General features: G+C 48.6%; 5 protein-coding genes. 1 reads left to right on the top strand and 4 read right to left on the bottom strand.

Features of this window, described 5'->3' with window-relative positions; all coding sequences use genetic code 11:
* The 4 genes from IT415_01350 to IT415_01335 all read right to left on the bottom strand — a co-directional run.
* Positions 1–346, bottom strand: a 346-nt coding sequence (locus tag IT415_01350; protein ID MCC7543337.1) for an ABC transporter permease, incomplete at its 3' end; no start/stop codon positions are given.
* A gap of 14 nt (positions 347–360) precedes the next feature.
* Positions 361–1,320 (bottom strand): GDP-L-fucose synthase, encoded by a 960-nt coding sequence (locus tag IT415_01345; GenBank protein ID MCC7543336.1) that lies wholly within the window; start codon positions 1,318–1,320, stop codon positions 361–363.
* A gap of 33 nt (positions 1,321–1,353) precedes the next feature.
* Positions 1,354–3,249: a hypothetical protein gene (locus tag IT415_01340; GenBank protein MCC7543335.1), complete on the bottom strand. Its 1,896-nt coding sequence runs from the start codon at positions 3,247–3,249 to the stop codon at positions 1,354–1,356.
* Between the two features lie 9 nt (positions 3,250–3,258).
* On the bottom strand, positions 3,259–3,825 hold the full coding sequence (locus IT415_01335) for a hypothetical protein (GenBank protein MCC7543334.1): 567 nt from the start codon (positions 3,823–3,825) through the stop codon (positions 3,259–3,261).
* A gap of 131 nt (positions 3,826–3,956) precedes the next feature.
* On the opposite strand from IT415_01335, the gene IT415_01330 reads away from it, so the two are divergent.
* Positions 3,957–4,572, top strand: a 616-nt coding sequence (locus IT415_01330) for an AI-2E family transporter (GenBank protein ID MCC7543333.1), incomplete at its 3' end; no start/stop codon positions are given.

The raw sequence follows: 4,572 nt of genomic DNA, 5'->3' as shown, positions 1-4,572 counted from the left end.
GGAAATACACTTTTGTAACGACAGACTGGTTATCCACCAAGCTATTAGCAGAGCGCTGCAGTGCTTGAGAAAAGTAGTTCCAGAAGAGTAAACCTGTGTATGAAAATATCGCATATGGGACCGCCGACCCGGTCTCTACTCCGACCGCCTTATTGAAGAAGAGTGTAAACACCACCATTTGTATAAAAGGCTGCAGGATAGCCCATAGGATGCCTATGGCAGTCTGTTTGTAGCGTACTTTGACATCGCGCCAGGCAAAGTAGAAGAAGAGCTCGCGGTATTCCTTGAGCTCCTTCCAATCGATCGCGAGCCGCTTTTTCGGACGAATTACGACAACATGTTCCATCTGGAGTAATTATACTACAGATCTGATTTGTGTGCCTTATACCACTCGATGGTTTTCTTCAGTCCTTCCTCAAATGTTGTGTGCGACTTGAAGCCAAATTCACGTTCTGCGCGCGACACATCAAGTTTACGGCGTGGCTGGCCATCAGGCTTGGAGGTATCCCAAGTAATTTTGCCCTTGAATCCGGTTGCTTGAACGACTATTCCAATGAGCTCCTTGATTGTAAGTTCAAAGCTCGAGCCAATATTCACAGGCTCCGACTTATCATATTTTTCTGCAGCAAGCAGAATCGCTTCAGCGGCATCCTCTACATACAAAAACTCGCGACTAGCAGAGCCTGTCCCCCAAACGACAATCTCATCATCACCATTCTCGACAGCATCGACACACTTCTTAATTAAGGCAGGGATAACGTGACTCGATGCCGGATCAAAATTGTCGCCCGGACCATAGAGATTTACCGGCAATAGGAATATTGAATTAAATCCATATTCCTCCCTATAGCCTTGGCTTTGTACGAGCATCATTTTTTTAGCCAAGCCATATGGCGCATTGGTTTCTTCAGGGTACCCATTCCAGAGATCATCCTCGCTAAATGGTACGGGAGTATGCTTCGGATATGCACAAACTGTTCCAAGTGCGACGAATTTCGGAATCTCTCGTGCGTAGGCCTCATGCATAAGCTGAACGCCCATCATAAGATTGTCATAAAAAAATGATCCCGGATGCTCTCTATTGGCACCTATGCCACCAACTTTTGCAGCTAGGTGTATCACTATATCAACACCAGGATTATTTTCATACATCTTCCGAACAGCATCACCGTCAACCAAATCATAGTCTGTATGTGATGGAGCAATGATTTTTGCTTCACTCTGCCTTAACTGCTTCTGCAGGTGCGACCCTAGAAAGCCTGAACCCCCGGTGATGAGGACCTTTTTGGTATTCCAGAAATCTAAAGATATATTTGTCATACTCCACATTCTAACAGATTGAATGATAGAGAGTTAGAGCTGGCCAGCCGTGCGTGTATACCAAAGAGGTCGTCCTTGAGCACTATAAATAACTAGGTTGCCATCATCCTGAACCACCAGTGTTGACCCCGGATTTCCTTGTGTCCAACTAGCCCAGTACGCACGACCTTGCGTATCGTAAGCCACGAGATTTCCATCAGACTGCATAATAAGTACCGAGCTGCTCCTTCCAGAGGTTCTCGAGGCCCACAGCGCCCTATTCGGTGAATACAACACCAAGTTACCATCGGACTGCAAGATCAATGCAAACCTGCTATCACCAGATCGTAATATCTGGTTTACCGATAGAGACTGATTGGTTCCCAAGCTATTCGATGGAGGTGCCTGGCCACCTGTGACAGTAATCGTATGCGTGAGTGCATTTGGCGCCCAGCTAAATCCATCGATAACCCGAGAAAAATACTCTGTGTATACACCATTCACCGCTGGAGCCTTCAGAGTAACTGTAAAGGTAGCGACTTGACCTGGGGCAACAGTAGCTTCATTCATGTTTGCTAAACGTGCTGAGTTTATCCAGCTAGGAGCATAGAACTTGCTCGATCTATCTGTAGGATTCGCAGTCCCAAGATTCATAGGATAACGCCCTGACTTATACCACGATATATTTCCATCATTTCGTACGCCTAAGGTGCCTGTAGCACTAGACCCGGCAGCCATATTAGTGGGCAAGGTATTCGAGACTATGGTGCCAGATATGTTTGCACTCGAGACAGATATACCAAAGTATAACCCCGGATCATTGAGCCACGTAATGCCTTCTGCTACAAGGTTGAAATACTCATTATAGTTCCCGACTACGCCTGGAGCCTGAGTAATAAACGTAAAAGTACCAACTTGCCCTGGTGCGACACTTTCCTCGTTTAATAAAGCAGCCCTATTGCATGACGGCCAAGATGAATCCCAAAATTGACTTGATCGATCAAGCGACCGAGTTGTTCCAAGCCTAATCGGGTTAGATCCACTCTTGGTCCATATTGTATTGCCTGTATTCCTAGCTGAAACAGTCCAGGTTGATTTTTGCGTTGCTCCTTGAATAGCCCCACTCGATGAGCTTTGGCCAACGTATTGCCACTGGTATGGCACTCCTACAGTACTCCCAGCCCCCCACCAGCCTTCCCAGATCTCGTCAAAAGCTTGATTGAGATACGGGGTGTAGTTGTAGAGACTTGCCGTAGCTCCCGTCTCGAGATATACGCCATTCCAGTAGCCGTCATAATAAATCGTATTGCACGAACCACACCGCTTGCGATTCCCCTGTGTCATCGGGCCGTTGTAGGTGTACGCCGCATCTTCTGGCACGAGCCAGCTTAAGTTACCATTTGCGCGCTCCTTCGCCCACTTCAAGAGCCATCCCCCCTTCGAAAGCTGTCGACCAACACCCATGTTTGCATCCTGATCCACGCACGTCTGAATGGTCACCCCGCGATACACAGTCGTACGTGGATTTGCCCCGTCATAACAGTGAAAACCTACCGCACTCGCGAGTCGCCACATCTGACAACCCGCGTTACCAGTTACAAGATTCTCCTCCTGCTCGAGCTTCGTAAGGAGAACACGAGGATTAATCCCATAATTGTCTGCCACACGACGAATGATCTGAGCTGCCGTCCCGGTACCAGAATAGTTAAAGTACGCCGTCGTCGGATCCGCCACGGGCATATCGTCGGTCCAATTCTTGAGACAACTGTTCGGGAAACTATTGAGGAAATTCTGGATATCCGCAGCGCTCATTGTACTTGATGCGTCGAACACCGTATCGTCGATCATGCGGCCATTCGTCGCAGCTTGCGCATGCCCACCAGCGAACAACAACAGCGATGCAGACACGGCGCCAATAAGTAAGCTCACCCTCCGAAGTATGTGCAACACGCTCTTCACTTACTTGACCTCCAGACTTTGACTATCACTCGAGTTAGTATTTCCATTCGAATCTTTCAGTGCGGCTACGATAGTCCACGAGCCTTTCTCGCTCGTCCATTCCCAGCCTGCACCGGTCTGACCACGATTATCTTCGATTGACTTCTCATCAAGTGTGATTGTCTTATTCCCCTTAAGCTCTACGCTACAATTATACCCCGTTGGGGCAAGGCAGGTGAACTCAATGATGGCGCCGACCGGCACCGGCCCATTATTGCCGCTCGACTTCATGAGCGTGGGCTTCGGGACACTCGCGTTTGACGGCTGCACGGCCTGAGAAGTCAGCACTTTATTTTGCGTATCGGTATTACTCGCGCTGTCGTCGCGTTTCGACTCATTCCCTAGCTCGGTCTGGGGGTTATTCCCCTGATAATCCATCTGTCCGGCGAGCTTCGAGCTCGTACGCGAGCGCCATATAGCAGCTCCACCAGCAATCACAACTACAACAATCAACAACAGCCCAACTATCTTCGTAGTCCGGCCGTTCTTATTCTGTCTCGGTATTTGTCGTTGATAACCTTGGCGCATACACCCCCAATTTACTTTCTTATCTTACCATACCAGCATGAGCGTTATGTGAAAAATTTACATGTAGCAATGCATTATTCATGGAAAAAGCCTCGAGCAAAATGAACACAAATCGAGTACAATAGAGACATATGACAGGCAAACCCACCCGACACAATAAAACCGAGCTCGTCATTAGTACGCGTACCGTCGTGCGCATCCTTATGACAATAGTTCTTTTCGTTGTGGCGATCGAGACGATACTCATTCTGCATACTCAGCTCATCTGGCTAGCAATCTCCTTCTTCCTAGCGCTCGCCGTAACGCCGGCTACTGACTGGCTTGCTCGCTTCATGCCCCGCAAGAATCGAGGGCTCGCGCTCTTCATACTGCTTTTAGCCTGCTTACTCCTATTTATATACATGATCGTCGTATTGACCCCTCCGCTCATCGAACAACTCTCAAATCTCGTCCGCAACTTCCCCGCCTATTGGAGCAACCTTATTGAGTCAAACACCGCCTTTGGCTCGCTCTTGCGCAACCTAAATATCAACGAGGTCGTCACAAATAACCAAGACAAGATACTCGGCAGCCTCAGCAACGCTGGTGCTTGGCTTGGCAATATCGCCTCGGGAGTCATTGCGCTCATCACCATCTTCACCCTGACTTTCTTCATGGTTATAGAGGGGCCCCGCTGGATGCAGGTATTCTGGCGTTATCAAAATCCACGCCGCCGAGCCGCTCGACAGGCTATCGCTGAAGAAATGT

This window comes from bacterium (genome assembly GCA_020854115.1).
GTDB lineage: Bacteria > Patescibacteriota > Saccharimonadia > CAILAD01.
The sequence above is the reverse complement of the archived record's forward strand: the minus strand, read 5'-3'. Positions and strand labels throughout refer to the sequence as shown.